General features: G+C 62.9%; 23 protein-coding genes. 14 read left to right on the top strand and 9 right to left on the bottom strand.

Annotation, left to right across the window (positions count from 1 at the left end; all coding sequences use genetic code 11):
• Nucleotides 1-89 precede the first annotated feature (89 nt).
• Complete coding sequence (locus I6L32_RS19670) at nt 90-902, bottom strand: pyruvate, water dikinase regulatory protein (RefSeq protein ID WP_202015165.1); 813 nt, start codon at nt 900-902, stop codon at nt 90-92.
• 307 nt (nt 903-1,209) lie between these two features.
• Here I6L32_RS19670 and ppsA point away from each other — a divergent pair, with 307 nt between their 5' ends.
• Together ppsA and modF are read left to right on the top strand one after the other, a co-directional pair.
• On the top strand, nt 1,210-3,582 hold the full coding sequence (gene ppsA / locus I6L32_RS19665; protein WP_216944391.1) for a phosphoenolpyruvate synthase: 2,373 nt from the start codon (nt 1,210-1,212) through the stop codon (nt 3,580-3,582).
• Nucleotides 3,583-3,700: 118 nt separating this feature from the next.
• On the top strand, nt 3,701-5,155 hold the full coding sequence (gene modF / locus I6L32_RS19660; RefSeq protein ID WP_216944390.1) for a molybdate ABC transporter ATP-binding protein ModF: 1,455 nt from the start codon (nt 3,701-3,703) through the stop codon (nt 5,153-5,155).
• An 18-nt stretch (nt 5,156-5,173) separates the two neighbouring features.
• On the opposite strand, the gene I6L32_RS19655 is transcribed toward modF, so the two are convergent.
• Both I6L32_RS19655 and I6L32_RS19650 read right to left on the bottom strand, forming a co-directional pair.
• Nucleotides 5,174-5,359 carry a hypothetical protein gene (locus I6L32_RS19655; RefSeq protein WP_254203857.1) on the bottom strand — a complete coding sequence of 62 codons (186 nt, stop codon included), beginning with the start codon at nt 5,357-5,359 and terminating at the stop codon, nt 5,174-5,176.
• Between the two features lie 17 nt (nt 5,360-5,376).
• Nucleotides 5,377-5,916, bottom strand: a complete 540-nt coding sequence (locus I6L32_RS19650) for a hydrolase (RefSeq protein ID WP_119197589.1) — start codon at nt 5,914-5,916, stop codon at nt 5,377-5,379.
• A gap of 220 nt (nt 5,917-6,136) precedes the next feature.
• On the opposite strand from I6L32_RS19650, the gene I6L32_RS19645 reads away from it, so the two are divergent.
• The gene (locus I6L32_RS19645; RefSeq protein WP_010675148.1) at nt 6,137-6,334 is read left to right on the top strand and encodes a hypothetical protein; all 198 of its coding nucleotides are present in this window, start codon (nt 6,137-6,139) and stop codon (nt 6,332-6,334) included.
• A 14-nt stretch (nt 6,335-6,348) separates the two neighbouring features.
• Here the strand turns inward: I6L32_RS19645 and I6L32_RS23200 are convergent, their stop codons facing one another.
• Nucleotides 6,349-6,585, bottom strand: a complete 237-nt coding sequence (locus tag I6L32_RS23200; protein WP_234932780.1) for a hypothetical protein — start codon at nt 6,583-6,585, stop codon at nt 6,349-6,351.
• 558 nt (nt 6,586-7,143) lie between these two features.
• On the opposite strand from I6L32_RS23200, the gene I6L32_RS19635 reads away from it, so the two are divergent.
• A complete protein-coding gene (locus tag I6L32_RS19635; protein ID WP_010675145.1) occupies nt 7,144-7,965 on the top strand; it encodes a MetQ/NlpA family ABC transporter substrate-binding protein in 822 nt (273 codons plus the stop codon).
• A 53-nt stretch (nt 7,966-8,018) separates the two neighbouring features.
• Here I6L32_RS19635 and I6L32_RS19630 read toward each other — a convergent pair whose 3' ends face one another.
• On the bottom strand, nt 8,019-8,741 hold the full coding sequence (locus I6L32_RS19630; protein ID WP_029314731.1) for a phosphatase PAP2 family protein: 723 nt from the start codon (nt 8,739-8,741) through the stop codon (nt 8,019-8,021).
• Nucleotides 8,742-8,991: 250 nt separating this feature from the next.
• Between I6L32_RS19630 and I6L32_RS19625 the strand changes: the two genes are divergently transcribed.
• The 7 genes from I6L32_RS19625 to dedD all read left to right on the top strand — a co-directional run bounded on the left by I6L32_RS19625 (nt 8,992) and on the right by dedD (nt 17,902).
• The gene (locus I6L32_RS19625; RefSeq protein ID WP_202043521.1) at nt 8,992-10,113 is read left to right on the top strand and encodes a 4-phosphoerythronate dehydrogenase; all 1,122 of its coding nucleotides are present in this window, start codon (nt 8,992-8,994) and stop codon (nt 10,111-10,113) included.
• Nucleotides 10,114-10,258: 145 nt separating this feature from the next.
• Nucleotides 10,259-11,275, top strand: a complete 1,017-nt coding sequence (locus I6L32_RS19620; protein ID WP_216944388.1) for an aspartate-semialdehyde dehydrogenase — start codon at nt 10,259-10,261, stop codon at nt 11,273-11,275.
• A gap of 293 nt (nt 11,276-11,568) precedes the next feature.
• Nucleotides 11,569-13,695, top strand: coding sequence for a FimV/HubP family polar landmark protein (locus I6L32_RS19615; protein WP_216944387.1), 2,127 nt, complete (start codon nt 11,569-11,571; stop codon nt 13,693-13,695).
• Between the two features lie 166 nt (nt 13,696-13,861).
• Nucleotides 13,862-14,671, top strand: a complete 810-nt coding sequence (gene truA / locus I6L32_RS19610; RefSeq protein ID WP_041214976.1) for a tRNA pseudouridine(38-40) synthase TruA — start codon at nt 13,862-13,864, stop codon at nt 14,669-14,671.
• A gap of 119 nt (nt 14,672-14,790) precedes the next feature.
• Nucleotides 14,791-15,654 carry an acetyl-CoA carboxylase, carboxyltransferase subunit beta gene (gene accD / locus I6L32_RS19605; RefSeq protein WP_010675139.1) on the top strand — a complete coding sequence of 288 codons (864 nt, stop codon included), beginning with the start codon at nt 14,791-14,793 and terminating at the stop codon, nt 15,652-15,654.
• Nucleotides 15,655-15,656: 2 nt separating this feature from the next.
• Nucleotides 15,657-16,916: a bifunctional tetrahydrofolate synthase/dihydrofolate synthase gene (gene folC, locus I6L32_RS19600; RefSeq protein WP_216944386.1), complete on the top strand. Its 1,260-nt coding sequence runs from the start codon at nt 15,657-15,659 to the stop codon at nt 16,914-16,916.
• Nucleotides 16,917-17,095: 179 nt separating this feature from the next.
• On the top strand, nt 17,096-17,902 hold the full coding sequence (gene dedD / locus I6L32_RS19595) for a cell division protein DedD (RefSeq protein WP_216944385.1): 807 nt from the start codon (nt 17,096-17,098) through the stop codon (nt 17,900-17,902).
• Nucleotides 17,903-18,015: 113 nt separating this feature from the next.
• Here the strand turns inward: dedD and I6L32_RS19590 are convergent, their stop codons facing one another.
• From I6L32_RS19590 to I6L32_RS19575, 4 genes are all read right to left on the bottom strand, one after another.
• Complete coding sequence (locus I6L32_RS19590) at nt 18,016-18,360, bottom strand: TusE/DsrC/DsvC family sulfur relay protein (RefSeq protein ID WP_039038798.1); 345 nt, start codon at nt 18,358-18,360, stop codon at nt 18,016-18,018.
• 122 nt (nt 18,361-18,482) lie between these two features.
• Complete coding sequence (gene yccS, locus I6L32_RS19585; RefSeq protein ID WP_216944384.1) at nt 18,483-20,624, bottom strand: YccS family putative transporter; 2,142 nt, start codon at nt 20,622-20,624, stop codon at nt 18,483-18,485.
• Nucleotides 20,625-20,888: 264 nt separating this feature from the next.
• Nucleotides 20,889-21,545 (bottom strand): Bax inhibitor-1/YccA family protein, encoded by a 657-nt coding sequence (locus I6L32_RS19580; protein WP_010675134.1) that lies wholly within the window; start codon nt 21,543-21,545, stop codon nt 20,889-20,891.
• 163 nt (nt 21,546-21,708) lie between these two features.
• Nucleotides 21,709-22,647 carry an AraC family transcriptional regulator gene (locus tag I6L32_RS19575; protein ID WP_254203856.1) on the bottom strand — a complete coding sequence of 313 codons (939 nt, stop codon included), beginning with the start codon at nt 22,645-22,647 and terminating at the stop codon, nt 21,709-21,711.
• Nucleotides 22,648-22,777: 130 nt separating this feature from the next.
• On the opposite strand from I6L32_RS19575, the gene I6L32_RS19570 reads away from it, so the two are divergent.
• The 3 genes from I6L32_RS19570 to I6L32_RS19560 all read left to right on the top strand — a co-directional run bounded on the left by I6L32_RS19570 (nt 22,778) and on the right by I6L32_RS19560 (nt 26,474).
• Nucleotides 22,778-24,934, top strand: a complete 2,157-nt coding sequence (locus I6L32_RS19570; protein ID WP_254203855.1) for a TonB-dependent siderophore receptor — start codon at nt 22,778-22,780, stop codon at nt 24,932-24,934.
• Nucleotides 24,935-25,031: 97 nt separating this feature from the next.
• Nucleotides 25,032-26,078: an alpha/beta hydrolase gene (locus I6L32_RS19565; protein WP_139737027.1), complete on the top strand. Its 1,047-nt coding sequence runs from the start codon at nt 25,032-25,034 to the stop codon at nt 26,076-26,078.
• Nucleotides 26,079-26,213: 135 nt separating this feature from the next.
• Nucleotides 26,214-26,474, top strand: a complete 261-nt coding sequence (locus tag I6L32_RS19560; protein ID WP_103242959.1) for a DUF6719 family protein — start codon at nt 26,214-26,216, stop codon at nt 26,472-26,474.
• Nucleotides 26,475-26,498 lie beyond the last annotated feature (24 nt).

Here is a 26,498-nt window from a genome sequence, read left to right as displayed (position 1 = left end):
CTGGCATCATTTTTTCATCCTGTTTCTCTGTTTCGTTATCTTGCCACTCATCTATTTCATGGTGCGTTGTGCTGTGACAGCCTTGCAGGTTAGCAGAGCTGGCGGCGAAGGCCGGTTGCTTCCAGGATCTTGGCGCTGATCTCCTCGACCGAGTGGGAGCTGGTATCGAGGAAGCGGATCGCCTCCTGGCGGAACAGCCTCTCGACGCTGGCCAGCTCCTGTTTGCATTGATCAAGCGAGGAGTAGCGGCTGTTGGCGCGGCGCTGGTTGCGGATCTCGTGCAGCCGCTGCGGCATGATGGTGAGGCCGAACAATTTGTGGCGATTGGCCTTGAGGGCGGCGGGCAGCTCCAGCGATCCCATGTCCTGCTCGATAAAGGGATAGTTGGCGGCGCGAATGCCAAATTGCAGTGCCAGATAGAGGCTGGTCGGTGTCTTGCCGCAACGGGAGACCCCGATGAGGATGATGTCTGCCTCGTCATACTCCTTGGTGGTGATGCCATCGTCGTTGGCCAGCGCAAAGTTGACCGCTTCGATGCGATCGTCGTACAGCTTGCGGTTTTCCATGCCATGGGTGCGATGCAACCTGGGTTCGGCCTTGATACCTAGCTCCTGTTCGAGAGGGCTTACGAAGGTGTTGAGAAAATCGTGGCTGCTGGCCTGGGCCTTGAGCACCTCTTCACGCACCATGGGGTCGACGATGGTGTGAAACAGGATGGGGCGCACCCCGGTCTGGCGAAACTGCTCATCAATACGTGCCCGTACCTGGCGCGCTTTCTCCTGGGTCTCGACAAAGGGGATGGTGACCTGTTCGAAGGCCAGGGGAAACTGGCTCAACACGGCGTGGCCGAAGACTTCGGCGGTGATGGCGGTGCCGTCGGATACATAGAATACGGTGTGCACTGCGGACTCCTGTGGTGCGCTCCAGAGGGCGGCGAGAAATAAGTATCTCTCGAAACCATATCGTTTTTGTCAACAGATCTGCCATGCCCAAGTTGTGAACTCGCTTGCAAACCTGAGTCGTTACCTTTTTGTGTCGCTATTGTAGAATGCCTGTGTCAAACGACCATCCCCAACTCTTGCTCGGGGATTTTTTTGACAATAAATAGAAAACGTTTTCATGGTCGTTGGCAACAGACACTAACAAAAACACACGACTTGGCACAGCAGGTGAATTGTCACCCTGGCCCCCCAACCTGGAGACATGCAAATGCAACAGTACGTACTCTGGTACGAACAGCTCGGTATGCAGGACGTTGAACGCGTCGGCGGCAAGAATGCATCCCTTGGCGAGATGATCAGCAACCTCTCGGGGGCCGGCGTGTCCGTACCGGGCGGGTTTGCGACCACGGCCTTTGCGTTTAACGAGTTTCTGGAGTTAAGCGGCCTCAACGGCAAGATCCATGACCTGCTCGACAGTCTGGATGTGGATGACATCGCCGCCCTCAACCGGGCCGGTCAGCAGATCCGCGACTGGGTGGTGGAAGCACCCTTCCAGCCCGCTCTGGAGCAGGCGGTGCGCGAGGCCTATGACAAGCTGAGCGCGGGGCTCGAGGCATCCTTTGCCGTGCGCTCCTCCGCCACCGCGGAAGACATGCCGGATGCGTCGTTTGCCGGTCAGCAGGAGACCTTCCTCAACGTGCGCGGCATCGATGCCGTCATGACTGCCATCAAGCATGTGTTTGCCTCTCTGTTCAACGATCGCGCCATCTCCTACCGGGTCCATCAGGGCTATGACCACAAGGGGGTCGCTCTCTCTGCCGGGGTGCAGCGCATGGTGCGCTCGGATCTCGCTGCCTCCGGCGTCATGTTTACCCTGGACACCGAATCCGGCTTCAACGACGTGGTCTTCATCACCGGCGCCCAGGGTTTGGGCGAGATGGTGGTGCAGGGGGCCGTCAACCCGGACGAGTTCTATGTGCACAAGCCGACCCTCAAGACCGGGCGCCCTGCCGTGGTGCGCAAGACGCTGGGTTCCAAGCTCATCAAGATGACCTACTCCGGGGATGCCGGTCATGGCCGTCAGGTGAAGGTGGTCGACACCACCGATGCCGAGCGCAACCGCTTCTGCATCACGGACGAGGAAGTGATGGCCCTGGCAAAGCAGGCCCTCATCATCGAGCAGCATTACGGTCGTCCGATGGACATCGAGTGGGCCAAGGATGGTCAGGATGGCAAGCTCTACATCGTTCAAGCCCGTCCGGAAACCGTGCGTAGCCGCCAGGAAGCCAATACCCTCGAGCGCTTTGCCCTCAAGCAAACCGGCAAGGTGCTGATCGAGGGGCGCGCCATCGGCCACAAGATTGGCGCGGGTCCGGCCCGTGTCATCTCCTCCATCAGCCAGATGGATGAAGTGCAGCCTGGCGATGTGCTGGTCACCGACATGACGGATCCGGATTGGGAGCCCATCATGAAGCGCGCTTCCGCCATCGTCACCAACCGGGGTGGGCGCACCTGTCACGCCGCCATCATCGCCCGGGAGCTTGGCATTCCGGCAGTGGTGGGTTGCGGCAACGCCACCGACCACATCCAGGATGGTCAGCTCATCACCGTCTCCTGTGCGGAAGGGGACACCGGCTTCATCTATGACGGCGAGCTCGACTTTGACGTGGCGGTGACCGAGGTGGGCAACATGCCGCGCCTGCCCATCAAGATCATGATGAACGTCGGCAATCCGGACCGCGCCTTCGATTTTGCCCAGTTGCCGAATGCCGGCGTGGGCCTGGCCCGCCTCGAGTTCATCATCAACCGCATGATCGGGGTCCACCCCAAGGCGCTGCTGGAGTTCGATCAGCAGACCCCGGAACTCCAGGCCACCATCACCAGGATGATCGCGGGCTACGAGAGCCCCCGCGAGTTCTACGTAGCCAAGCTGACGGAAGGGATCGCCACTCTGGCGGCCGCCTTCTGGCCTGAGCGGGTCATCGTGCGGATGTCGGACTTCAAGTCCAATGAGTACGCCAACCTGGTGGGGGGCCGTGGTTACGAACCCCATGAAGAGAACCCCATGATCGGTTTCCGTGGCGCGTCGCGCTACATCGCCGACAGCTTCCGCCCCTGCTTCGCCCTCGAGTGCGAGGCGATGAAACGGGTGCGGGATGTCATGGGGTTGACCAACGTCGAGGTGATGATCCCCTTCGTGCGTACTCTGGGTGAGGCGGAGCAGGTGGTGGAGATACTGGCTGAGAACGGCTTGCGCCGTGGCGAGCGCGGCCTGAAAGTCATCATGATGTGCGAGCTGCCCTCCAATGCGCTGCTGGCGGACAAATTCCTCGAGCACTTCGACGGCTTCTCCATCGGTTCCAATGACATGACCCAGTTGACCCTGGGGCTGGATCGGGACTCCGGGCTCATCGCCCACCTGTTCGACGAGCGCAACGAGGCGGTCAAGGCACTGCTGGCCATGGCCATCGCCGCCGCCCGCAAGGCGGGCAAGTACGTGGGGATCTGCGGCCAGGGGCCGTCCGATCACCCGGACTTCGCCGCCTGGCTGGTCGAGCAGGGGATCGATTCCGTGTCGCTCAACCCGGATACCGTGGTCGACACCTGGCTCTATCTGGCCGAGCAGCACAAGGCCGGCTAAACCCGTCCCCGCTTTTTGATGACACGGCGCCGCAATGGCGCCGTTTTTGTCTGCGCCCCCCTTTTTCTGTTACAAGGGGAATGAGCAAGGCGCTCCGCACCCATCACAGGACGATCCCATGACCTCATTGCAGTGGCAATCCGCCACCCTGGCCCTGCGTGGCCACCACACCCTGGTTATTCCCGAACTCTGTCTCACTCCGCAGGCCTGCTGGGCCTTCGTCGGCAGCAACGGCAGCGGCAAGACGGCGCTGGCGTCGGCCCTGTGCGGCGAGCTGGCCGTGCGTGCCGGAGCGGTATCCGGTCGAGTTCGGGCCGAGCGACTCTCGTTCGAGTCGCAGCAACAGCTGGGGGAGCTGGACTGGCAGCGGCGCAATACCGACATGCTGGGGGAAGAGGAGGAGGCGGGGTATCGGGTATCGACCCTGATGCTGGAGGCGGGGGGTGAGGAGCATGAGGCCCGCGCGCTGCTGGCCCGCTTTGGCATTGAATCCCTGTGGGAGCGCCCCTATCGCTACCTCTCGAGCGGGGAGGGGCGCAAGCTGCTGCTGGCTCGCGCCCTGCTGGGGCGACCTGAGCTGCTGGTGCTGGACGAACCCTTCGATGGCCTGGATCAGGGGGCCAGGGCTTCTTTGATGATGTTGCTGGCTGACCTGGTGTCAGAGGGGCTGCGCCTGGTGGTGATCGTCAACCGTTTTGACGAGATCCCCCCCTTTGCCACTCACCTCGGCCTGCTCGGCGAGTGTCGTCTGCTGCTGGCGGGGGAGCGCGAGGCGGTGCTCGGCAGCCAGGAGGTGGCCCAGCTGGCGCGGGCCGAAACCACGTCCCCCCGTTTGCCGCCACCGCTGACGACACCCGAGCCCTTGCCTCCCGGCCCTCGGGTCGTCATGAAAGCCATGCGTATCGCTTACGGGGATCAGGTGATCATCGACGGGCTCGACTGGACCATTGACGAGGGGGAGCACTGGCAACTGGTGGGACCAAACGGCGCTGGCAAGTCGACCCTGCTCTCCCTCATCACCGGAGATCACCCGCAAGGTTACAACAATGAGCTCCATCTGTTCGGACGGCGGCGGGGCAGCGGCGAGAGCATCTGGGAGATCAAGCGCCACATCGGGCTCGTGAGCCCGGCGCTGCATCTGGACTATCGTGTCAGCTGCCCGGTGCAGACAGTGATCCTCTCCGGTTTCTACGACTCCATCGGGCTTTATACCCGGCCGGGAGATCGTCAGCTGGCGCTGGCCAACCAGTGGCTGGCCCTGCTGGGGCTGGCCGATCAGGGGGCGCAGCCTTTCCACACTCTCTCTTTCGGTCAGCAGCGACTGGTGCTGATCGCCCGTGCCCTGGTCAAACATCCGCCGCTGCTCATCCTGGACGAACCCCAGCAGGGACTGGATCCCCTCAACCGTCACCTGGTGCGGGAGATGGTGGCGCGCCTCGTGGGCGAGGGAACCCAGCTGCTGTTCGTTTCCCATCATGCCGATGATGCGCCCCCCGGTCTGACCCACAGGCTGAGCTTCGTGCCAAGGGAGGAGGGAGGATACGACTATCTGCAGGAGCGTCTGGGGAGCTGAGCCGCCCGGGCGGCATGGTCAGAGAGGGGGTGGTTCGGCGAGGAGCGGCGGCATATCCAGCAGCGTCCACCACAGCCCGAAGAAGAGCATGATCCCCAGCCAGAGCCAGGCAAGATAGTGACGGGTGGCGGCCATCCCCGTCACAGTCACAGTCACCATGAATGCCGTCCCGAAGGCGATGAGGGCGAACAGAAAGGGCGCCATGTTGTCCATCATGGCGGTCATTTCACTAGGGAGAGGATCTGGCGAAATGCCGGATGGCGGCAGTCCCCCATCAGCTCATAGAGGCACATCTCCACCGACGTCAGCGCAGCTCCCCTGGCCGCAAGCTGGCCGATGGCGAGATCCCGGTTGGCGGCGCAGCGAGACGACACCGCATCCACCACCAGCGAGACCCGGGCGCCCCTGGCCAGAAGCCCCAGCACGCTCTGGTAGACGCAGATATGGGTCTCGATGCCACATACCAGCCAATGCTCTACCCCACTCTCGGCCAGCGCGGTCGCCACAGTGGGCTCCCCCAGGGCGCCGAAGCTGTATTTGGGCAGCACAAGATCGCCTGCCTGCAGCGACTGCAATTCGGGCACGGTGGCACCGAGCTTGTCCGGGTTCTGCTCCAGCCAGACAACCGGCAGCCCCAGCACCCTGGCCCCTTGCACCAGCCTGGCGGTATTGGCAATCAGGGCGTCGCTCTCCTCGACCAGGCGGGCCAGCTTGCCCTGAATATCGACCACCAGCAGGCCTGGGTGATGGTGTTTCTGCATTTTTTGTCTCCTTTCTCCGTTGCGGATGAGATACAGCGCCATCCTGGGAGCCATTCTCGCGTACATCTTGATACAAATTGTGAGCTGACCGACGGCGTGGCGGGCACTAGGATGCGCGTCATGGAGCCCGTTTTCTCAGTTGTGGTGTGCATGACAAGGGGCGACGCATCAACCCGCTACTGCGTAGTTGGACGATTTTCCATTAACGATGAGAAGTACCATGAAGAAGATAATCCTGTTCGTCTCCCTGGCTGGCCTTTTGGCCGGTTGCGCCAGCCCGGCACAACGCATGGCGGAATGCCAGGCGCAAGGGATCAGCAAGGACGCCTGCTACCAGGCCGAGCAAAACCGCCAGGCGTCCATCATGAACGCCGCCGAGAAGCAGGCCTTGGAGAACGCCAGCAAGGCGGTCAAATAATCCAACCCGACTCATTACGTGTACTTCTCAGGCCCTGGATTCACCGAATGCAGGGCCTTTTGCTGGGTGGCACAGTGCTGCGATGTGTTTGCGGCGTGTGAGGACTCAATGTAGGTCATCGCCTCGATGTTGCTGCCATCGGGATCGCGCAGGAAGGCGGCGTAGTAATTGGGGGCATAGTGGGGACGCAGTCCCGGCAACCCATTGCAGGCAAAGCCTGCCTTGATCCCCGCGTGATGGAACGCATCCACCTGTGTCGTGTCGTCGGCCCTGAATGCGAGATGGCAGGAAGCAGCCCTGCTGCCCCCGCTCAATCAGAAAGCCCACGTGATCGCGGCCCATCAGGCCAAAACCGGCCGCCGCCTCATCAGACCATTTGAGTTCTATCAAAAGAGGAGCCAGCACGGTGGCGTAGAAGTGCTGACAGGAGTCAAAACGCACCACCTTGATTTCTACATGATCGAACACGGTGACTCCTTGTGTTGCCTGGGTGTAGATCAGCCCATCAGGCCCTCATTGGAACTTGTGTAAATGGGTATCGAATGACCACAATAAGCCAGTTTGACGCCAGGCAGGGAGAGGGCAAGGCGCATAACTGCGCGCTCTGTCAAAGATTTTTCATCCAGTTGTGGGATGCGCTTTGCTTCGTGCTGGCCAAGCTTGCCCGGTTTTGTTGCTTGGCGAAGGCTACGAGCTCTGTTATGGTGTGCTCAGTTAGCCGTTTGGATGGCTAGATGGTTGTGCGCTGACTGCATGTTTGCGCCCCCGACCGCTCACCGTTTTGATGATCATGTTGACAGGGAGTTTTTATGCAACGTCGTTCCTTCTTCACCCTTTCCGCCCTGGCGTTGCTCGCCAGCAGCCTGCCTCTGTCCGCCTTTGCCATCGATGAGGCGAAGAAAGAGATCGTCATCGGCACCACGGTTGGCGACTTTGCCGACATGGTCACCGACGCCATCAAGCCGCAGCTCGAAGCCAAGGGCTACAAGGTCAAACTGGTGGAGTTCACCGATTACGTGACCCCCAATATCGCCCTGGCGGACGGGTCGCTTGACGTCAACTGCTTCCAGCACAAGCCCTATCTGGAGAGCTTCGCCAAAGACCGGGGTCTCTCTCTGGCGCCCATCACCCAGGTGCCGACCGGTCCCATGGGGCTCTACGCCGGCAAGCTGGGGGATCTGAAGGCGGTGAAAGAGGGAAGCACGGTCGCCATCCCGAACGATCCCACCAACCAGGCCCGAGCACTGCTGATGTTGCAGGATCTGGGCTGGCTGAGCCTCAAGGAGGGGATCAATCCCCTCAAGGCGAGCGAGTTCGACGTGGTGAAGAACCCCCACAACCTCAAGCTGGTGCTGCTGGAAGCGGCGCAGCTGCCGCGCTCCCGTGAGGATGTGGACTTCTCCGTCATCAACGGCAACTTTGCCGCCTCAAGCGGGATCCCGTTCAGCTCCGGCCTCTTCCTCGAGCGCAGCTATGACTTCATCAACTGGGTGGTGGTCAAGAGCGCCGATGCGGGCAAGCCGTTCGCCAAGGATGTGGCGGCGGCCTACAACTCCCCTGAATTCAAGGCTTATGCCGCCAAGCGCTTCGTCGGCTACAAGTATCCCGAGGGCTGGCAGCAGAAGGGGTGAGTAGCGTACAAGCGATAAAAACGGGCACCCAGGTGCCCGTTTTTTATTGGACGTCAGTAGTGGCGCAACCACCAGCGGGCGGCCAGGAGGGCGGTGAGGCTGCCAAGCAGGGCGCTTGCCAGCACATCCAGGGGCCAGTGCATGCCGATAAGGGTGCGCGAGAGGCCGATCCCGATGGCCCAGAGCGGCAGCAGCCAGGCCCCGGCGGGTGCCCGGGCCAGCCAGATCAGGCCGAAGAACTGGGCGAGGCTCATGGCGGCGATGCTGTGACCGGAGGGAAAGGCGTAGTTGACCTCTGCCTGCCAGTGCTGACCGAGCCAGGCGGGCAGCGCCAGCAACTGGGTCGCGGCGTGGACCTGTTCACTGCGAAGGGCCTGGCTTCCCCCATAGAACTGGCGGATGGCGGGGATCAGCTCCTGGCTCTCCAGCCAGATGAGGTAGGGCCTGGGCTCCTCGGTCAGCAGCTTGATGAGGCTCTTGATGACCCAGTCGCTCGCCAGCACGGCAAAGAGGGCGCCAGCCAGCGCCAGCAGGGCGCGACCGTCCAGCGTCAGCTTGTGTCTTGTGAGCAGCAGCAGGGCGGCGATGGTGAAGACCAGCCCCGGCAAGTCCACCATGCGGGTGAGGGCGTAGGGCCACCATAGCCAGCCCGATTGCAGGGCCTGGGTCATGAACGGCTGCCAGGGCAGGCAGACGAGCAGCAGCAGGGGGAGGAGCAGGAGGGCATTGAAATGAAGCACCTTGCGGCGTGGCAACGAAGAGGAGTGAGTCGGCATCAAGGGGTCCGGTTCGGTGGCGCGAGCGGCTAAAAAGAGGCGTCATTGTGCCAGTCAGGTTGCTCTGGTCAAGGCGAAGGGGGCGAGGGCAACAGGCTGTTACATATGATGCTGCCGGGCATCGTGCCCGCACCTGAGGCCGGGAGGCGGAAAGATGGCCGCAGAGCGGTCTGCCAACAAGCCTCTGAAAATCCGTCGCGTTTGGGCTAGAATGGCGCGCCTGTGGCCCTTGTGGACGAGATGCGTGCCGATGAAGATCGTCGTTGATGAAAATATGCCCCATGCGGTGGAGCTGTTTGCGGAATTTGGTGAAGTGGTTCCCCTGCCGGGACGAGAAATAAAGGCCGCGGATCTGCAAGAGGTGGATGTGCTGCTGGTGCGCTCCGTGACCCGGGTCAACGAAGCGCTCCTGGCAAGTTGCCCCAGGCTGGGGTTTGTCGGCACGGCCACCATCGGCACGGATCACATCGATCAGGGGCTGCTGGCGGCGCGGGGCATCCCCTTCTTCAGCGCCCCCGGCTGCAACAAGGTGTCGGTGGGGGACTACGTGCTCTCCGCCCTGCTGGTTCTGGCGGAACGCCATGAGCTGACCTTGAGCGAGATGAGCCTCGCCGTCATCGGTGCCGGCAACACCGGCGAGAGCGTGGCCGGCAAGGCCGAGGCGCTCGGGATGAAGGTGCTGCGCTGCGACCCGCCCCTGGCCCGTAGCGGCGCCGCTGGCGACTTCGTGGATTACCGCACTGCCCTGGATGCCGACATCGTCAGCTTCCATGTCCCCTATCTTCGTGAAGGGGATGAGGCCACCTTCCACCTGCTGGGAGCCGAGGAGATCGCCGAGCGTCCGGCCGGGCAGATCCTCATCAACGCCTCCCGCGGCGAGGTGTGGGACAACCGTGCCCTGCTTGTCCGCCAGCAGGGACCCCATCCCCTGCGACTGGTGATGGACGTGTGGGAAGGAGAGCCCGAGCCCCTCAATGAACTGGTGCCCCATACCGAGCTGGCCACCCCGCACATCGCCGGTTACAGCCTGGAAGGCAAGGCCCGTGGCACCTGGATGCTCTATGAGGCGCTGTGCCGGCAACTGGGGCGCACCCCGCGCCAGGATCTGCAATCCCTGCTGCCTGCCCCAGAGGTGCGCGAGCTGACGCCGGGGCAGCCGGCGGATCAGGCGCTCATCAAGCAGCTTGTCCACCTTGTTTATGACGTGCGCCGTGACGACGCCCGTTTTCGCAACCGGATCGGGCTGCCCGGCAGCTTCGATGAGCAGCGCAAGCGCTACCCCGAGCGGCGCGAACTTGGCGCCCTGCAACTGAAAGGGCCCTTCGCCGACGACAGATTGGCTCGACTGGGCTTTGCCGTCTCGGGGCAATAAACCCGATTTCAACAAGGGGAGGGGCTTGCCCAGGCGGCGCCACCCCCGGCCCGGCATCAGGCGGGCCTGTCATCAAACCGATACGCGTGCCAGCCGGGGCCCTCATGCCCGGCCCCGACGGGCCGCATCATAGGAGAACAGATCAGTGAGTCAGCAATTCAACGTAGCGGTATTGGGTGCCAGCGGCGCCGTGGGTCAGGCCATGATCGAGATCCTGGAGGAGCGCGCCTTCCCGGTAGCGACCCTCTATCCGCTCGCCTCCAGTCGCAGCGCTGGGGACACGGTGCGTTTTGGCGGCAAGAACGTCGACATCCTTGACGTGGAGGCCTTTGACTGGAGCCAGGTGGAGATCGCACTCTTCTCCGCCGGTGCCGAGGTCTCGGCCAAATGGGCGCCCATCGCCGCCGAGCACGGCTGCATCGTCATCGACAACACCTCCTGCTTCCGCTACGACGAGGACATTCCCCTGGTCATTCCGGAAGTGAACCCGGACGCGCTGGCCGATTTTCGCAACCGCAACATCATCGCCAACCCCAACTGCTCCACCATCCAGATGCTGGTGGCGCTCAAGCCCCTGCACGACGAGGTAGGCATCAGTCGCATCAACGTGGCGACCTACCAGTCCGTCTCCGGTTCCGGCAAGGAAGGGGTGAGCGAGCTGGCGGGCCAGACCGCCCACCTGCTCAACGGCCGTCCGGTGGAGCCGACCCTCTATCCGCAGCAGATCGCCTTCAACCTGATCCCGCAGATCGATGACTTCACCGACAACGGCTACACCCGGGAAGAGATGAAGATGGTGTGGGAGACCCAGAAAATCCTGGGGGATGCCAGCATCGCCGTGAACCCCACCTGCGTGCGGGTACCGATCTTCTACGGTCACGCCGAGGCGGTCCATGTGGAGCTGCACCAGCCGCTGGACGCCGAACAGGTGAAAGAGCTGCTGCGCAATGCCCCGGGGGTGACCCTGTTTGATGATGAAGGGGACTACCCGACCCCGGTACGCGATGCCACCGGCCAGGATGATGTGATGGTCGGGCGGGTGCGCCAGGATATTTCTCATCCGAGTGGTATCAATATGTGGATCGTGGCCGATAACGTTCGTAAGGGCGCGGCGACCAACAGCGTGCAGATTGCAGAACTGCTGGTACGCGACTACCTCTGAGGCCGGATGTCGGCCCCGGGCGGGGAGGGAACCCCGCCTTGATGTGGGCGCCCTGGCCCCGGGATGTGACCGGGAACCCACTCTCCGGTTTTTGGAATACCGTGTGATATCAGTGGACTAGGTTTTTTTCTACACTCTGGTTCGCGTCTGGGGCTGCTTTCTGGTCGCCGCCGGGCGCGAAATATGTCGGATCGCTGGCTTGAGACCGGCGCCTGATTTATATTGAGCCGATTGTTTTGGGGTAACTATCCAGATTTTTCAATGTGATAGGGCCGTCATACGAAGGAACGAATATGGGACATTCCCGCATAACGCTGGCAACGCTACTCGCATTGGGGCTTCTGGGCACGGTTCAGGCCGAAGAGGGGGCGCGAGAACCCTTCTTTGTCGAACTCAAGGGACCGGATGGCTCACCGCCCCCCGCGGTGCAACCAGAGCCCCGGGCCCAGCCCGTGGCGCCCGTCACCCTGCCCAGAGCCCAGCCCATCGTGCGTCAGGTGCCTGCTGCGTCGGCTGGCAGTTATGGTCCCGTGCGTCCCACCGATACCCTCTGGAGTCTGGCGAGCAAGCATCGCCCGTCCAACCGGGTAAGTGTCTACCAGACCATGGTGGCCATCTATGACAAGAACCCCCGAAGCTTCGCAGACGGCAACATCAACCATATTCTGGTGGGTTCCCACATCCTGCTGCCCACCGCCGCAGAGGCGGGGCGCATCACGGATGCCGAAGCACGCCGTCGCTTCAACAGCGACAACGCGAGCTGGAAGGGGCTGAGCCCCAAATACCTGGCCAACAAGCAATCCCACGTCGCCCAGCCGGTGGTGAGCAAGCCTGCTCCGGCCAAGCCGGCTGTAGTGGCCAAGAATACACCGCCCAAGGCGGCGCCGATCCCGGCGGCACCCAAGGCGACGGCTCCTGCCCCCGAGGTGAAGGAGACCACCAAAGCGGTCGTCTCCACTCCCGTGGTGGTGAGCGGTGCTGCGAGCAGCGCCGACAGCACGGCGCCGGCGCCCCTGCCCGCCACTGCGGTGGGCAAACCTTCCACCGAGATGGCGCTGGCTCTGGAAGATGCCAACGCCCAGCTCGGCCAGGTCACCGAGATGAACCACAGGCTCAAGCTGCGCCTGCAAGCCCTGACCGAAGAGGTGGAAACCCTCAAGGCCCAGTTGCAGGATCAGACCGCCCTGCAAAAAGAGGTGGCGGAACTCAAGGCCAATCCGACGCCTCCCGTGGTGGCGCCGGTGCCCAAACAGAGCTGGCTGATGGAGCTGCTCTCTTCGCCGCTCAATCTCGCCATGATCATCCTGCTGCCGGTACTCCTGGTGCTTGCCCTGGTCACGCTCTGGCTGCGTGCTCGTGCCCGCCGCGAGCTGGAAGAGCAGGAGAAGAGCCTCTCCGAGTCGACCTCCATGGTCATGGGAGACGAGAACAGCGAGTTTGATCAGTTGATGACGGTGGGCATCGCGGATGACGAGCCCCTCCATGGCATGCCGGATCTCAACGAGCCGGAAGTGATCAGGAAGCAAGATGGCGCCAGTGCTGCCGCCGATGTCATCTTCCGGGATGACGAGACGGCGCTCTCCGCTTTTGATGTGGAGCCTGCGGTGACGACGGCGAACCGGGATCCGGATCTGGTGCCCGAGCTGGATCTGGCCCACGAGGGTGACTTCGATCTACCCGTGGTGCCGGAACTCGATCTCTCCGACGAGCCCAGCTCCTCTGCTCGTGGTCATGACGAGATCATGACCGAGGAGGAGCTGCAGGCCGCCCTGTTTGCCGAGCTGGACGCGGATCTGGAAGCGGATCTGGCCCAGGCCCAGGAGGAGAGCCGCAGCCAGCGTGACGAGACACTGGCCAACTTCGATCTGAGCGATCTAGAGACCGGGTTTGGCGAGCCGACCGACGATGAGCTTGCCGCCAAGGCGCCGCACATCGACGAGACGGGGTTTGGCAAGGACGATGTGGACGACATGCTGGCCGAGCTTGGGCTGGAGCCCACCAAGCCGGCGGCGTCCGAGTGGGATCCCAGCGAGCTGGCCCTGGCGGATTTCGAGGATGCCTTCGCCGAGGTGGAGTCCCATCAGGGGGAGGTGAAACCCCGCGAGCAGGTGCAAGACAGCGACTTCGTTGAAATCGACAAGCTGCTGGCCGATGCCGATGCCAGCAGCACGGAACAGGAACCCTATCAGGGCTTCTCCCTGGATGTGGGGCTGGACGGTTTCCCCGAGGTGCTGCCGGAGTCCAACGGCTTTGATGTGGATGCCGATGACGGCGGGGTGGGGGCCAAGCTGGATCTGGCCCGGGCTTACCTCGAGATCGACGACAAGGAGAGCGCCCGCGAGCTGCTGGAAGAGGCGGTGGCCCAGGGCAGCGAGCACCAGCGCAGCGAGGCGCAGAAGCTGCTCAAACGCCTGGGCTAGGCAGGCGCTTGTCATCCATGCACCAGAGAGGGCAGCCCACGGGCTGCCCTCTCTCTTTGGGGGCCACGCACCGCGGCCTCGCCCGGTCTGGGACTTTTGAGCTCGAGCGCGTATAATCCGCCCCGTTTCTTTCACTGCATCCTTTCATCAGAAGACACCGTTACCCATGCGAATTGCCCTTGGTATTGAATATGACGGCAGCCGGTACTTCGGCTGGCAGCGCCAGCGCGAAGTGATCAGCGTCCAGGAGGAGCTGGAAAAAGCCCTCAGCCGCATCGCCAACCACCCCGTCTCCATCCAGTGTGCCGGTCGCACCGATGCGGGGGTGCATGCCACTGGCCAGGTGATCCACTTCGATACCGAGTCGAACCGCGCAGAAGGCGCCTGGACCCTGGGGCTCAACTCCAACCTGCCCCCAGACATCGCGGTGCGCTGGGTCAGGGAGGTGGACGAGCATTTCCATGCCCGCTTCAGCGCCACCGCCCGTCGCTACCGTTACGTCATCTACAACCACAACTACCGCCCGGCGATCCTGGGCCAAGGCGTCAGCCACTACCACGAAGCCATCGATGCGACGCTGATGCACCAGGCCGGCCAGAGCCTGCTGGGGGAGCACGACTTCAGCACCTTCCGGGCTGTCGCCTGTCAGTCCAACACCCCCTGGCGCAATGTGACCCACCTGTGTGTCAGCCGTTCCGGCCCCTACATCGTGCTCGACATCAAGGCCAACGCCTTCCTGCATCACATGGTGCGCAACATCACCGGCTCCCTGCTGCTGGTGGGGCAGGGGCTTCAACCGGTGGAGTGGATTGCCGAGGTGCTGGCGGCGAAGGATCGCAACCTGGCGGGCCCGACCGCCAAGGCGGGCGGCCTCTATCTGGTGGATGTGGATTACCCGGCCGAATTCGGGTTGCCCCGGCCGCCCCTCGGCCCGCTGTGGCTGCCGGACTCGGCACCGGGTACGACCAGTTTTTAGTAACTGGGCCCGAAAATTTGTGGTTTAATGATCCGTCGTTTATTGCCATCGAGCCGTTAAGTCATTGAACAATCAAGGCTCGATGTGTTTTGTCAGGCACAAATGCATTAAGGAATTCCATGAGCTGGCTTGAGAAGATCCTTCCCAAGAGCAAGATCACCACACCGCGTCGTCACAACATTCCGGAAGGGGTGTGGACCAAGTGTACTGCTTGCGAACAGGTGCTCTACCGGGCAGAGCTGGAGCGCAATCTCGAAGTGTGCCCCAAGTGTGACCATCATATGCGCATCAGCGCACGTGCCCGTCTCGAGAGCTTCCTCGACGCCGAGGGACGCAGCGAAGTCGCGGCCGAGCTGGAGCCGCAAGACATCCTGAAATTCAAGGATTCCAAGCGCTACAAGGATCGTTTGTCTGCCGCCCAGAAAGAGACGGGCGAGAAGGATGCGCTGGTGGTGATGAAGGGGACCCTCAAGGGGGTACCGGTCGTCGCCTGTTCATTCGAGTTCTCCTTCATCGGGGGCTCCATGTCCTCCGTGGTCGGTGCCCGCTTCGTGCGTGCCGTCGAGGAGAGCATCAAGGAGGGCCGCGGCCTGGTCTGCTTCTCCACCTCCGGTGGTGCGCGGATGCAGGAAGCCCTGTTCTCCCTGATGCAGATGGCGAAGACCAGTGCGGCCCTAGATCGCCTCACCAAGGCGGGCCTGCCCTTCATCTCCGTGCTGACCGACCCCACCATGGGTGGCGTTTCCGCGAGTCTGGCCATGCTGGGTGACATCAACGTAGGCGAACCCAAGGCGCTGATCGGCTTTGCCGGCCCCCGCGTCATCGAGCAGACCGTGCGCGAGAAACTGCCGGAAGGCTTCCAGCGCTCCGAGTTCCTGCTGGAGAAGGGTGCCATCGATCTCATCATCGACAGGCGCGAAATGCGCAACCGTCTGGCCGGTCTGCTGGCCAAGCTGATGAACACTCAGGTCATCGAAGACTGAAGATGAGTTCACACATGCAACAATCCCAAAGCCGGTCGCTGGTCGACTGGCTTTCTTATTTGGAGCAGATCCACCCGGCCAACATCGACATGGGGCTGGAGCGGGTCGGCACGGTTGCCCGCCGCATGGGCCTCACCGAACTGCCGTTCAAGGTGATCACGGTGGCGGGCACCAACGGCAAGGGCTCCTCCTGCGCCATGGCTGCCAGCATCCTGATGGCCGCCGGCTACCGGGTCGGTGTCTACTCCTCCCCCCATCTGCTGCGCTTTACCGAGCGGGTGCGCGTCAATGGCCAGGAGCTGGCCGATGGCGATCACTGCGCGGCCTTTGCCGAGGTGGAAGCCGCCCGGGGCGACATCGCCCTCACCTTCTTCGAGTTCGCCACCCTGGCGGGTCTGTGGCTGTTTCGCCGCGCCGCGCCCGATGTGCTCTTGCTGGAAGTGGGGCTGGGGGGGCGGCTCGACGCCACCAATGTGGTGGAATCGGACGTCGCCCTGATCACCTCCATTGCCCTGGATCACTGCGACTGGCTCGGGGATACCCGGGAGGCGGTGGCAGTGGAGAAGGCTGGCGTCTATCGCAAAGGTAAACCCGCCATCAGCGGGGAGCCCAATCCGCCGTCGACCATCGCAAGCGAAGCGGCGCGCCTCGGCGCCTGCCTGCGTCAGGTCGGCATCGATTTTCGTGGTGACGAGCATGAAGGTGACTGGGATTATCACGGCCTGCACCACTGGTCGGGATTGCCCAAACCGGCCCTGCCGCTGATGAATGCGGTCACCGTGCTGGCGGCCCTGGAGTCCCTCGGTCTGCCATTGGCGGAGTCCGCCATCCGCGACGGCCTGGCCAATGCCCGCCTGGCTGGCCGGATGCAGCAGTTGCAAACCTCGCCGCTGGTCATCGTCGACGTGGCCCACAATCCCCACTCTGCCGCCTATCTCGCCAGCCAGCTGCGTCAGCGCCCCGGCAAGGGCAGGCGCCGCGCCGTGGTTGGCATGCTCAAGGACAAGGACATGGCGGGGTCGCTGGCCGAGCTTGACGGTGTGATTGACGAGTGGTTCCTGGCAAGCCTCCACGGCCCGCGCGCGGCCACGGCCGACCAGTTGGCGACGGCCCTTGGCAGCGGCCGGGGCGTGGCGCTCACTTTTGCCTGCGTGGGGGATGCCTACGGCGCCGCCTTGGCCGCATCGAGTCCTGACGATATGGTCATTGTGTTCGGCTCGTTTTACACTGTCGCCGACGTGCTGGCTCTGGGCTCGGTCTGAGCCGTTCGCTCCCCTGGCTCCGTCATCGTGACGACGGGCCGGGTTTTGCACTGGATAATCCCCTTTCAGGCCAAGTGGGTGGCGAGGGACCCGGCTTCGCCAGCCGGCGTGAGGGGAGGCGTTCTTTGCGAAGTGTGCAAGATTGCAATGGATCCTAAGTAACATGGGTGGAAATTAACTTGGCTTCGAAGTTTCAAAACAGATTGGTGGGGACCGTCATCCTGGTCGCCCTGGTGGTCATCTTTCTGCCGGACCTGATGGACGGCAACAAGCTGGAGCAGAAGGACGAGGCCTTCGCCAAGATACCCCTGCGTCCGGAGCTCGAGCCCGCCAAACCTGCGCTTCAGGTCTCGGCGGCGAGCACCCTGCCGGCCGAGCATCTGGCGAGTCAGCAGCAGGCCTCTGCCGCGACCCAGTGGCAGGTAGAGGAGATTGGCGATACCGTGACCCTGGCCAATCAGGGGGGAGCCAATCCAGCGGGAGCCAGTCAGGCTCCCATTACCCAGCAGCAGCCGGTACAGGCCGTGGCGCAACCCAAGCCCCAGCCCCAGCCCAAACCCGAGCCCAAGCCGGAAGTGATCGCCAAGAAACCGGTGGAGCAGCCTAAACCCAAGCCGGTGCCAACCAAGCCGGTAGAGGTGCTAAAACCGGTGGAGGCCAAGCCACAGGCGGGCCAGATCAAGACCATGGATGATCTCATCGCGAGCAAGATGGCCCAGCCGACTACGGCACCGGCAGCCCCGGCTCAGGGGAGCTGGATCCTGCAGCTCGGCGCCTTCAAGAATGCAGACAGCGTCAATGCCCTGGTGAGCAAGCTGAGGGCGGCGGGCTACTCGGCCCAGACGTCGCCGAGAACCCCGGTGCAGGGGCAGATCAACCGGGTCTTCATCGGGCCGGATGTCTCCAAGGCCAAGTTGCAGGGCATGCAGAGCCGGATCAGCCAGATGACGGGCCTGAGCGGCTCCGTGGTGGCCTACAACCCCTGACAGCATGATGAAATGAAAAGACCGCGCCTCATGGCAACATGGGCGCGGTCTTTTTTTGTGTCCAACACGGGGGAGGCAGTGTGGCTATCGGGCTATCGGGCTGCCGAGGAGGCCTAGATGCACTTCACCGGCTTGGGGAGGCCTGCGATCTTGGTGGCCTGCTTGGCGGGGCCTTCCGGGAACAACTTGTAGAGGTAGCGGCTGTTGCCCTTCTCCGGGCCGTACTGCTTTTCCATTGCCTTGACCAGGGCGCGGATGGCGGGGGAGGTGTTGAACTCCAGATAGAAGGCCCGCACGAAACGCACCACTTCCCAGTGGGGATCCTCCAGCACTATCCCCTCTTTTTCGGCCAGCACCAGGGCCAGCGCCTCGCTCCATTGCTCGCTGTGGCGCAGATAGCCTTGGGCATCGGTCTCGATGAGTTGGCCGTTGAACTGCAAATGGTGTGGCTCGGACATGACGCTTCCTCGAAAAGGCTATCTCAATGGGGCGGGCATGGTAGCGCCTTGCGTCCCGTCCGGCAACCGGGGCGGCGCTTGGCACCTGCCTCGGGCGGGACTGGTCCGGCGGCTATGTCCGGCTAGGTTCGCCCCTGACCTGTCAGCAACTGGCCGTCGTTGGCCAGCACCAACAGCTCGTCTGCCAACTGGCTGATGAGGGTGAGCTGCTGGCTCAGCATCAGCTGCTCCTCGCTGCTCTCCGGAGCGATGGCTGGACAGGCTCCCGCGAGCGGCGTCGGCATCTCCCCCGCCAGGTGACCGGCGGCCTGCTCCAGGGTCTGGCTGATGTGGCGGCTTATCTCCTCCAGCCCCTCGATGGGCTCGAGTTTGTCGCGATGGGCCCCAAGCGCCGAGATATAGGAGAGCAGAGCATGGTTGCGCCAGGTGAGAGTGAAGCAGAGATCCAGGAAGCGGCGGCGCTTGCTCGGCTCTACCAGCATGCTCTGCCAGGCCATGGCCAGCTCGCTGTCGGCGAGGTGGGCACACTTGCGGGCCACCCGGTAGTCCAGGGATTCATCCCGTTGGCGATGCAGGCTGGCGAGCACCGCCGAGAGGTACTTCGCATTGGCGGACAGGGAGTTGGCGATAAGGGTCGGCAACCGCTTGTATTGCCAGTCGGGCCAGAGCCAGGCCACCAGGGCGTAGGAAAGCAGGCAGCCGAGTAGGGTATCGAGCAGCCGGGGTCCGAGGATGGCGAAGCCGATGCCATCCAGCAGGTTGAACGCCATCAGCACGTAGAGGGTGATGAAGCAGACGGCGGCGCTGTAGTTGCTGCGCACCTGGGTGAAAAACAGGAAGGCGGCCAGCCCCATGATCCCCAGTTGCAGGTGCAGCTCGGGGAAGAACCAGAGCACGGGCACGCCGATGAGGATACCGGCAAAGGTGCCGAGCATCCGCTGCACCAGGCGACGGCGGGTGGCGCTGTAGCTCGGCTGGCAGACGAACAATACGGTGAGCAGGATCCAGTACCCCTTGTCCAGGTGAAACGCCTGCAGAATGCCATAGCCCACTACCAGCCCGAGGGAGAGCCGCAGGGCATGGCGAAACACCATGGAGTTCGGGGTCAGGTTCTGCCTGAGCAATGCCAGCAGGGGCAGGGCGATCGGCCGTGCCAGGGGAGGCAGGCTGGTGGGCGGCGCGGCGGGGTTTTGCAGCTCTTCGGCGCTTTGCAGCAACTGGTTGATGCTGGCCAGGTTGCGACGCAGGAACTTCATCGGTGTCAGCAGGGTCTTGGGGTAGTGCTGCTTGAGGTGGGTGAACTCCAGCTGATCGCCGAGGGCCTCCAGGGTCCAGTGAATGCGTTTGTGGTGGGTGTAGGGCTTGTGCACCAGGATGGCGTAGCCAAGCTGCTGACAGGCGTCGGCAAGCTGTGACAGCACCTCCTGGAAGCCGTCGAGGACGATGCCCTGCTTGAGCTCTGCTTCCAGCTTGCTGTAGGGGTAGTGGCTGGAGGTGGCCCGCTCCTGGATCTCCAGGGCAAGCAGGTAAAGGCGCAGCAGGCCCGCGAGCTCGGGGGCCACCCCGTGGCGGCCGGGGGCATGAAGACGGGCATTGAGCGCCGTCTTGGCCTGGTTCAGGGCATTGACCAGGTTGATGTTGAGCTGGGCCAGATTGTGGCGGATGGCCTGGGCGCCGTGTTCGTCGGCCGGGAAGAAGCGGGATTTCTCCTGCAAGTAGCGGGCGAGGGCGAAGTAGCTCTGGGCCAGTTGCTCGTGCAGGGTCTTGTAGGGCAGCAGCCAGAGCCAGACCAGGGACACCAGGCCGTACCAGAGGGCCCCGGCGCACAGGGCAAGCGGCTGATAGAAGAGGTCCGGCGCCTTGGCGGCCCCCAGCATGGTGTAGATGGCAATCAGCAGGGAACCAAAGCTGATGGTGGCGTAGCGCTGGCCGAGGGCCCCCACCATCACGAAGAGGAAGGTGGAGCCCGCGAGCCCGATGGCAAAGAGCCAGGGAGTGGGGAAGAGATACTGCACGCACAATGAGGCGAACAGGAAGCAGAGCAGGGTCATGGCGAGGTTCTTGACCCGGCCCCAGAGGCTGTCGTCGGTCTCGGCGATGGCGCCGGCCACCACCCCGAGGGAGAGCAGCACGGTGAGCTGGATGTCACCGGTTGCCAGCGCGAAGGCGAGCAGCCCCGCGATGGCGAGCAGGACCTTGAGGGCGAAATAGATGTGGCTGTCTGTCAGCAGCCGGCGCAGCAGGCCGGAAAAATCCATCGGCATGCTAGGCACCACCCTTGAACGAGGTGAAATCGATGTGGCTGTCGGTCAGCAGACGGCGCAATAAACCTGAGAAGTCCATGGGCATGGGATGAAGGCAACCCTTGAGCGAAACGAAAGCGACAGCATAACCTGTCGATAACGAAACGGCCCTGATTTGGATCAGGGCCACTTCGCTTCATATCCTTGATTTGCAACTTATCCTGACAGAAATGGGCGCCAATAAAAACCCCGCCGAAGCGGGGTCTTGTGCATATCAAGCATCCATCAGTTGCGGTTGCCGCCAAGCAGGCTCAGCAGGCTCAGGAAGATGTTGTAGATGGAGACATACAGGGTGACGGTGGCAGAGATGTAGTTGGTCTCGCCGCCGCGCACGATCTGTTGGGTGGTCAGCAGGATGGCGCCGGAGGAGAAGAGCATGAACATGGCGGACAGGGCCAGGCTCAGGGCGCTCATCTGCAGGAAGATGTTGGCGACCATGGCAACCAGCAGTACCCAGAACCCGACGAACAGCATGCCGCCGAGGAAGGAGAGGTCCCGCTTGGTGGTCAGGGCATAGGCAGACAGGCCGAAGAAGGTGAGCGCAGTACCGCCCAGCGCCGTCATCACGATCTCGCCGCCGCCGTTGTTCATGTACATGTTGATGATGGGGCCGAGGCTATAGCCCAGCAGGCCGGTCAGGGCGAAGGTGAACACCAGCCCCATGCCGTTGTCACGGTTCTTCTCGGTCAGGAACATCAGACCGTAGACACCGATGAGGAACACGGCCCAGTGCAGGGGCGGCATGTTCATGACGGTTGCTACCCCGGCTACCACGGCTGAGAAGCCAAGAGTGAGGGAGAGCAGCATGTAGGTGTTGCGCAGCACCTTGTTGGTGTCGCGCACGGCACCCTGGGTGCCAGTGTAGATAGAACGGGTATCCATCTTGATGTCCTCTTGATTTCCGGGGTGAAGCGACCAAGTGTGCTTCGTTAACGCATTGTATGCACTGAATGTGTGGATGACGAGCGCTGATTTCAAGCGCCACCCCACCTGCGTGGTGCCTACTATCCCAGAGCAAAGATGTATTGCGCATGAACAAGGAGGCTCAAGGCGTTGCAGAGGGCGCCAGCTCCTGCTCTTTACCCTGTCTGGCGATCCGCGTCGGCGAGAAGCCGAACTGCTTTCTAAACGCCGTGATGAAATTGGCCACATGGTCATAGCCGGCGTGGGCGGCGGCCCCTTGCAGAGAGAGGCTGCGCGCCTCCAGCCTGGCCCGCGCGTCCTGCAGCTTTCGCTGGCGAAGGTAGCGCTGCAGGCTCATGCCCAGCTCTTTTTTTGCGGCCCGCTGCAAGGTGGAGACGCTCATGCCGAGGGTGGCCGCGATCTCGGTCAGGGTCATCTCGTCCACTTTTTCATCCCTGAGCAGCATCTTGAGGCGCGTCGGTTGCTCGTTCTGGCGCTGGCAACAGGGGGAGGCGGCCTGCTGGAGGTTGGTCATCAGGCTCTCCCAGACACTGAGGGCAAAGGCCTTGCGCATCAGCATCTCGGAGGCGTTCTGGCTGCTGGTGAGATTGAGCGCTTCCGCAATCTGTCCAAGGGCAGCGGGCAGGGTCCAGTCGACGCGGCTCAGATGGTGGCTGAAGGTCTGTGCGAAAGCCTTGCGATGCGCCTGTGCCAGATTGTGGGCGAGCCAGCCGTGGTCCAGGGAGAGGACGATGCTGCGGCTGCGCACCTGGGCTTTGGCCGCCCCCTGCACGATGTCGGGCTCGGTATAGAGGATGGCGGTTGCCACTATGGGGTCGGACTCATGGAAGCGGCACCCCTTGAGCCTGTGAGTGGCGCCATAGGTCATCAGGGCACGGCTCTCGAGGGGAATGGCGATGATCAACTGCGGCGGCAACTCCCGCTCGGTGGCGAAGTCAGCCTTGTGAACGATGTCCTTGTTGTGAAAGCGAAGACCCTCCTGGATCACCAGGTTCTCCACCCTGCCGGTGAAGCGGCCTCGCTGGCGTGCGCTGGTATCCCTTGCCACTGTGTCAGTCATGTGCAATTTGACCATGTCGAAGAGTGAAATGACCACACCGCAAAACTGCGGCGGAAGATGGAGTGATATATTAGCCCCCGGAAAATTAAATGAAAATGATTATCATCTCTATCTTGGGGTCACTCTTACTATGGTTGTCTTGAAGGATAAAGCGCGAAGCCCGCTGGCTCTGGCCATCTCTGCCGCTCTGGCCGTCACCGTTGCCGCCCCGGCAGGGGCACACACACCGGACATCAAGCCGGACGAAACCCTGGTCGTCTATGGCAATCCACTCTACGGGATGTCGCCGTCGGAGGAGACGGGAGGCTATGGGGTCGACTCGGCCACCGTCGGCACCAAGACGCCGGCGGCCCTCAAAGACATCCCCCAGTCGATCACCGTGTTGACCAACGACTACATCGAGGAGCGCAACTTCGTGGCGGTGGACGATCTGGCCAAGTTCACGCCGGGTCTGCGCACCCTGGTCAACGACAGCGGCCGCTCCTCCATCTTCTCCCGCGGCTATGAATACGACGAGGTGAACCTCAACGGCCTGCCATCGCCCATGCAGAGCAAGTACGGCACCCTGCCGTCGCTGGCGGCGGTGGATCGGGTGGAGATCATGCGGGGCCCCTCCGGCCTCTTCAACAGCACCAGCGAGCTGGGGGGCGTGATCAACATGGTGCTCAAGCGTCCGACCGACGCCTTCAAGGGCTCGGTCACGGCGCGCTATGGCAGCTGGGACAGGCATTACCTGGAGGCGGACATGGGGGGCGCACTCAACGACGAGGGTTCCCTGCGCGGCCGCGTCGTGGTGGCCAACGCCGACATCAAGAACCAGGTGGACTACAACAACAACGACAACGGTACCTACTACGGCACCCTGGAGTTCGATCTCTCGGATCGCACCCGCCTCTCCGTCTACGCCCTGCACCAGACCAAGGACATCCTGCCCACCAACGGCCTGCCGGCGTACAAGGACGGCTCCCTGCTCGACATCGGCCGCAGCACCTACCTGGGGTCGGCTAAAGACTTCTTCGACGCCGACACCACGGATGTGGGGGCCTCGCTGCAACACGCCTTTGCCAACGGCGGGGTGGGTCAGGTCTCGGCCCGCTACATGGATCACGACATGCGGCTGGAGCAGACCTTCACCAACGGCCCCGTGGACGCGGCGGGCAACACCGGGCTGATGTTCAACGGCCAGGGGAACCAGCAGAAGAACATGGCCTTCGATGCCAACTACAGTCAGATGTTCGATCTGTTGGGGCACAAGAGCGAGTTTGTGCTGGGCTCCGACTACAAGCGCTACGAGTCGGACATCCAGACCTACACCAACCGCAACCTCGGCAAGATCAATGTGTTCGATTTCGACCCGACCCGGGTCGCCAAGCCGGACTACAGCTACACCAAGAATGACCATGAGGAGCAGTCGGAGCTCGGTCTGTATGGCAAGGTGACCTGGCGTCTGCTGGAGCCGCTCGCGGTGATCACCGGGGCCCGCGTCTCCTGGTACGATCTGGATGCCGTCAGCACGACCCTGAGTTCCGGAGCCCAGAGCGGCGAGTCCGGTACGTTCAACGGCAAGCTCACCCCCTACGCGGGGGCCGTCTATGACCTGAGCGACGAACACGCCTGGTATGCCAGCTACTCCAAGGTGTTCAAGCCCCAGACCAGCCAGGACGAGAGCGGCAACCTGCTCAAGCCCCGGGAGGGCAGTCAGTGGGAGACCGGCATCAAGTCCTCGCTGCGTGACGGCCTGCTCAACACCCGGACGACCCTCTTCCTGATGAAGGACGACAACATCGCGGCCCAGGCCTACGACGATCAGGGCATTGCCATCACCAACACCTACTGGGCTACCGGCAAGGTGGAGACGCAAGGGGTGGAGCTGGAGGCGAGCGGCTATCTCAGCCAGAACTGGATGGTGATGGCCGGCTATACCTTCACCGACATCGAGGAGAAGGCCGGGGATCACAACCCGAAATTCGACACCATCCCCCGTCACGCCCTCTCCCTCTGGACCGACTACCACCTGGCCGACTGGGTGCAGGGGCTGCACCTCGGGGCAGGAATGACGGCGGTGAGCGACTACGGCTTCAACCAGAAGGGGGTCGAGACCCATCAGGGGGGCTATGCCCTGTTCGATGCGGCGGTGCGTTACGAGATCAACGACAGAATGCAGGCGACCCTGAACCTCTACAACCTGCTCGACCGGGAGTACTTCTACCGGGTCGGCTCCACCAGCACCTTCAACATGTACGGCGAGCCGGCGAACCTGATGGCAGGCTTCACCTACAAGCTGTAACGACCGACGACAGCAGGGCCTGCGGGCCCTGTTGTCGTCTCTGTGCGCCGCCCTACGGGGGATCCCCAAGGCTGGCGACACAATCCTGGTTCATCTCATGACAAGACTCATCACCCTGCTGCTCACCATGATCACACTCTCTTCTGCCCAGGCAGACATGCGCCACTACGCCCAGCGCTTCACCCACCATTCGGCCCTGCTGGGGGAGACGCGGCAATACAGCGTCTCCCTGCCCCAGGAATATGAACGCGAGCCCGGGGCTCGGTTCCCCGTGCTCTATCTGCTCGACGGGGAGAAGAGCCTGCTGGAGGTTGTCGGCATCACCCGGGCCCTGCGGGCCGGGCTCAATCCGGCGATTCCCCCCCTCATCATCGTCGCGGTCCACAACACCGACCGGATGCGGGATTACACCCCGAGCCACACCATGACCTTGCCCAATGGGGCACCGGCGGGGCCCGGCTATGCCGTGACGGGGGGCGGGCCCCGGTTCCTGCGCTATCTGAGTGAGGAGCTGCGCCCCCTCATCGAGGAGAGGTTTCGGACCCGGGCGCCGGCCCTGCTGGTGGGCCACTCCCTCGGCGGCCTGCTGGCGCTCGATGCACAGGCGCAAGATAGCGGCCAGTTCCAGGGAGTGATCGCCATCGACGCCAGCCTCTGGTTCGATTACCCCCGCAATTACGAGCGCATCGCGTCGGAATTGACCGGGCCGCTCAAGCACGCCTCCTCGCTGTTCATGGCGGTGGCCAACAACCCCTTCACCCCGGGATTCGGGCGTTCGGCGTTTCACCGGGATCGCCTGCAGCAGTTTGCGCGGCAGGTAGTGGGGGCACCCGGCGCAAACCTGCACGTCACCAGCCGCTACTTCGAGGAGGAGGATCACCACAGCGTCTACCACCCCGCCGTCTATCAGGGACTCCAGTGGCTGTTTCAGGGCTACCGGATGGATCTGGCGCCCGGGCACTTCAGCCGACAGGGGGTGATCGCCCGCTTTGATGCCTTGAACCGCCACCTCGGCAGCGCACTGCGCCCGGAGCTGGGGAGCCTGCGGGACATCAGGGAGAAGGCCGCGCGCTGGCCGCAGATGGCGATCCCCGTGGACGAGGCCGATGCCCTGCTGGCCCACTACTACGGGTCGAAGCCGTGAAAGCCGATATTTTTGCCTGTGTCTGGAATCGTCACAACGGCGCCGGAGACGGGTGTCGGTTCGGCGCCATCCCTGGGTAGACTGCCGAAACGAGGGGCGCCGGGTCGGTGCCCCGACAGAGGCAGGGAGTGAGCGATGGCGGTTGCAGGAAAGAGGGGAGGCATGCTGGCCCTGTGGTGCAGTGCACTCCTGATGTCGGGGTGCAGTGGGTTTGCGCCTGCGCCCATTCCCGTCACCTATCTGAGTCAGGATCCGCCCCCAGGCAGGCTGCCCCTTGGGGAGACCGCCTATGTGGATGACGGTCGCTGCCCACCAGGGCAGGTCAAGCGGCTCATCGGCGGGGACGCGAAGCACAATGTGCCAAGAAAGGTGGAGTGTGTGGCAAGACCGCAATGATGATGTGATTCTCACTGCATGAAA

Origin of the sequence: Aeromonas sp. FDAARGOS 1402, assembly GCF_019046925.1 — a bacterium.
Lineage (GTDB): Bacteria > Pseudomonadota > Gammaproteobacteria > Enterobacterales > Aeromonadaceae > Aeromonas > Aeromonas caviae.
This window is presented reverse-complemented; position numbering and strand designations above follow the sequence as displayed.

What these genes read in the sequence shown, in the direction of transcription:
- ppsA (WP_216944391.1), top strand. Translation starts at nt 1,210, where the DNA reads ATGCAACAGTACGTACTCTGGTACGAACAGCTCGGTATGCAGGACGTT.
- modF (WP_216944390.1), top strand. Translation starts at nt 3,701, where the DNA reads ATGACCTCATTGCAGTGGCAATCCGCCACCCTGGCCCTGCGTGGCCAC.
- I6L32_RS19655 (WP_254203857.1), bottom strand. Translation starts at nt 5,359, where the DNA reads ATGGCGCCCTTTCTGTTCGCCCTCATCGCCTTCGGGACGGCATTCATG.
- I6L32_RS19650 (WP_119197589.1), bottom strand. Translation starts at nt 5,916, where the DNA reads ATGCAGAAACACCATCACCCAGGCCTGCTGGTGGTCGATATTCAGGGC.
- I6L32_RS19645 (WP_010675148.1), top strand. Translation starts at nt 6,137, where the DNA reads ATGAAGAAGATAATCCTGTTCGTCTCCCTGGCTGGCCTTTTGGCCGGT.
- I6L32_RS19635 (WP_010675145.1), top strand. Translation starts at nt 7,144, where the DNA reads ATGCAACGTCGTTCCTTCTTCACCCTTTCCGCCCTGGCGTTGCTCGCC.
- I6L32_RS19630 (WP_029314731.1), bottom strand. Translation starts at nt 8,741, where the DNA reads ATGCCGACTCACTCCTCTTCGTTGCCACGCCGCAAGGTGCTTCATTTC.
- I6L32_RS19625 (WP_202043521.1), top strand. Translation starts at nt 8,992, where the DNA reads ATGAAGATCGTCGTTGATGAAAATATGCCCCATGCGGTGGAGCTGTTT.
- I6L32_RS19615 (WP_216944387.1), top strand. Translation starts at nt 11,569, where the DNA reads ATGGGACATTCCCGCATAACGCTGGCAACGCTACTCGCATTGGGGCTT.
- truA (WP_041214976.1), top strand. Translation starts at nt 13,862, where the DNA reads ATGCGAATTGCCCTTGGTATTGAATATGACGGCAGCCGGTACTTCGGC.
- accD (WP_010675139.1), top strand. Translation starts at nt 14,791, where the DNA reads ATGAGCTGGCTTGAGAAGATCCTTCCCAAGAGCAAGATCACCACACCG.
- folC (WP_216944386.1), top strand. Translation starts at nt 15,657, where the DNA reads ATGAGTTCACACATGCAACAATCCCAAAGCCGGTCGCTGGTCGACTGG.
- I6L32_RS19590 (WP_039038798.1), bottom strand. Translation starts at nt 18,360, where the DNA reads ATGTCCGAGCCACACCATTTGCAGTTCAACGGCCAACTCATCGAGACC.
- yccS (WP_216944384.1), bottom strand. Translation starts at nt 20,624, where the DNA reads ATGCCGATGGATTTTTCCGGCCTGCTGCGCCGGCTGCTGACAGACAGC.
- I6L32_RS19580 (WP_010675134.1), bottom strand. Translation starts at nt 21,545, where the DNA reads ATGGATACCCGTTCTATCTACACTGGCACCCAGGGTGCCGTGCGCGAC.
- I6L32_RS19575 (WP_254203856.1), bottom strand. Translation starts at nt 22,647, where the DNA reads ATGACTGACACAGTGGCAAGGGATACCAGCGCACGCCAGCGAGGCCGC.
- I6L32_RS19570 (WP_254203855.1), top strand. Translation starts at nt 22,778, where the DNA reads ATGGTTGTCTTGAAGGATAAAGCGCGAAGCCCGCTGGCTCTGGCCATC.
- I6L32_RS19565 (WP_139737027.1), top strand. Translation starts at nt 25,032, where the DNA reads ATGACAAGACTCATCACCCTGCTGCTCACCATGATCACACTCTCTTCT.
- I6L32_RS19560 (WP_103242959.1), top strand. Translation starts at nt 26,214, where the DNA reads ATGGCGGTTGCAGGAAAGAGGGGAGGCATGCTGGCCCTGTGGTGCAGT.